The organism is Dialister sp. UBA1703 (assembly GCA_002320515.1).
Taxonomy (GTDB): Bacteria; Bacillota; Negativicutes; order Veillonellales; family Dialisteraceae; genus Dialister.
In genome coordinates this window covers 4350-7043 of sequence record DCJJ01000091.1, presented here as the reverse complement: position 1 = coordinate 7043, position 2694 = coordinate 4350, and the positions used below count along the sequence as shown (strand labels likewise).

At 58.7% G+C, this 2694-nt stretch carries 2 protein-coding genes; both read left to right on the top strand.

The features are described 5' to 3' along the window. Positions 1-109: 109 nt before the first annotated feature. The gene (locus B2Y11_RS04590) at positions 110-1285 is read left to right on the top strand and encodes a GspE/PulE family protein (RefSeq protein ID WP_291056776.1); all 1176 of its coding nucleotides are present in this window, start codon (positions 110-112) and stop codon (positions 1283-1285) included. Position 1286: 1 nt separating this feature from the next. Then, positions 1287-2282 carry a type IV pilus twitching motility protein PilT gene (locus B2Y11_RS04585; RefSeq protein ID WP_291056775.1) on the top strand — a complete coding sequence of 332 codons (996 nt, stop codon included), beginning with the start codon at positions 1287-1289 and terminating at the stop codon, positions 2280-2282. Positions 2283-2694: the final 412 nt, after the last annotated feature.

The window sequence follows — 2694 nt, the reverse complement described above, 5'->3', positions numbered from 1 at the left end:
CTTATAAAAGAAAACTCTATGAATTAATCAGTGCTTCCCTAGCCCTCCCGGGCTATCTATTGCTATAATAAAATAAATATTTCTTTGCGATTCTCTATGGGAGGATAGTATGGAGGAAATCAGGACAGGTTCGGCGGAAATGGTACTGGCGCGGATTCTGGAGTCCGCCCGGGCGGCGGGGGCCAGTGATATTCACATGGAGCCCCAGGCTTCCATGGTGCGGGTGCGTTTCCGGGAGGACGGGGTGCTGCGGGAGCGGTTCCGTCTGCCGCTGAAGATGCTGTCCGGCCTTTCGGTGCGTTCCAAGGTCATCGGCCACATGGACGTAGGCGAGAGCCGGCTGCCCCAGGACGGGAGCTGCAGTATGTCGTTTCAGGGTGTGCCCTATGATCTCCGTATTTCTATCCTCCCTTCTTTGTATGGGGAAACCATCGTCATCCGCCTTCTGTCGGGGCAGGTGGATTTCATAGAGAAAAACGAGCTGGGTATGCTGCCCTGCCAGGAAAAGGTTTTCCGAAAGTGCCTTGCCCGGGGAAGCGGCATGATTCTCACCGCCGGGCCTACGGGGAGCGGGAAGACGTCCACCCTCTATGCGGCCCTGAAGATGCTGAACAAAGAGGGTGTCAGCATTATTTCCGTGGAGGATCCGGTGGAGTACCGGCTGCAGGGCGTGACCCAGGTGCAGGTGAATGAGAAGGCGGGGCTCACCTTTGAAAGGGGACTTCGTTCCATCGTGCGCCAGGATCCGGACATTGTGATGATCGGGGAAATCCGGGACCGCGAGACGGCAGAAATCGCGGTGCACGCAGCACTGACCGGTCATCTGGTACTGTCCACCCTCCATACGAACCACGCCTCCGACGCGCCCCTTCGTCTCATGGATATGGGCATCGCCCCCTACCTCCTGTCCGCCTCCCTGTCCCTGGTCATGGCCCAGCGGCTGGCCCGCCGTCTCTGCCACCGCTGCAGGGAGTCCTATTTCCTGCCCAAGGAAGAGCAGCAGTCCCTGGGCCTTCCGGAAGCCTGTGAAGGAAATCGGGTGTACCGGGCCAGGGGCTGTGATGGCTGTCATGAGGGATATAGAGGGCGCACCGGCGTTTTTGAAATGATTTCCATAGGACGCAGGGAGCGGGACATCATCCATCACCGCTTTTCCGCCGACGATTTCCGAAAATGCATGAAGGATCAGGGCCAGCCTTCCATGGGAGAGGCCGCCCTCACCCTCATGGCGGAGGGCGTTATTTCACCGGACGAAGCGTCATTGATTCTGGCAGGGGAGGATTGAAATGGATATAGAAAAACTGATTGGCGACAATCCCGCCATCACCGATATTCACGTGACGGAGGGAGAACCTGTCACCATCCGGCTCTACGGCAGCCTGAAGCAGCTGAAGGAAAGGGCCCATGATTCCTTCTTCAGCACTCTTTTTGAGGGCTTTCTGGGTGAGGAAAAGGAAAAAGAATGGGAAACCCGGGGCTCCTGCGACGGCGGCGCCACCATCGGCTCCTGCCGCATCCGCATCCATGTGTACCGCGCCTTCGGCAGAAAAGCAGCGGCCCTCCGCATCCTCCCCACCCTGTCATCCCTCCCGCCGGATCCGGACAAAGAATGGATGGAGCAGGTCTGCTCCCTGGAAAGCGGCCTGGTGCTGGTCACCGGCCCGTCGGGCAGCGGCAAAAGCACCACCCTGGCCCGCATGCTTTCCCTCATCAATGCCCGCCGCCCCTGCCACATGGTGACCCTGGAAGATCCGGTGGAATACGTGATTCCCTCCGCTAAAGCCCTGGTGCACCAGCGGGAAGTGGAAATGGATGTCATGGACTTTGCCTCCGGCGTGCGGGACGCCCTCCGGGAAGACCCCGACGTCATCGCCCTGGGTGAAATGCGGGACAGCGAAACCATGTCCGCCGCCCTCACCGCCGCCGAAACCGGCCATCTGGTGCTGGCCACCCTCCACACCACCCGGGCTGCCGACTCCATCGGACGCATCATCCACGCCTTCCCCGCCGACCGGCAGGAAGAAATCCGAAACCTCCTGGCCTCCAATCTCCGCTCCGTCGTCTCCCAGCGCCTCTGCCGCACAGGAAAGGAAACAAGGCTCATAAGGGAAATCTTCACCAACATCCCCGCCACCGCCCACCTCATCCGGGAAGGAAAGGAAACGCAGATCCCCTCCTATATGGAAATGGGCCTTCACCACATGCGAACCATGAAACAGGCCATCTACGGACTTCGCGGTATCAGCGAAAAAGAGAAGGAGAAATGGATGAGGATGATATAAGGGGGCCGCAAAAGGGGCACGGCTTCGCCGCAGGTTGTGTAGAAGGGTTGTGAAGGGAAAGGTTCAGAGGGTTCAGAAAGTTGTGGTATCGCCGCTTCGCGGCGATGAGTATATATGCCGCCTGTCGGCTAACCCCTTCCGGCTCGCTGCGCTCGCCACCCACCCCTTGGACAGGGGTGGGCAAGGACGTTACGTGCTGACCTTCCCGCCGGACACGGTCATTCTGAGCCGCAGGCGAAGAATCTTGGTACCAGGCACATGGGAGACAACCGGTAATAAATACCAGTCGGCGGGAAATACTTCTGGTGTATGCCCGTAAATAACCCCCTCAACTAGCTCACTAGTACACCAGCTCACTAGTACACCAGCTCACTAGCTCACTAGCTCACTAAGGAAGCGCTGATTCAATCAC

Excerpts from the sequence above, each read along its gene's own strand:
- B2Y11_RS04585 (WP_291056775.1), top strand. The coding sequence starts at position 1,287 with ATGGATATAGAAAAACTGATTGGCGACAATCCCGCCATCACCGATATT.
- B2Y11_RS04590 (WP_291056776.1), top strand. The coding sequence starts at position 110 with ATGGAGGAAATCAGGACAGGTTCGGCGGAAATGGTACTGGCGCGGATT.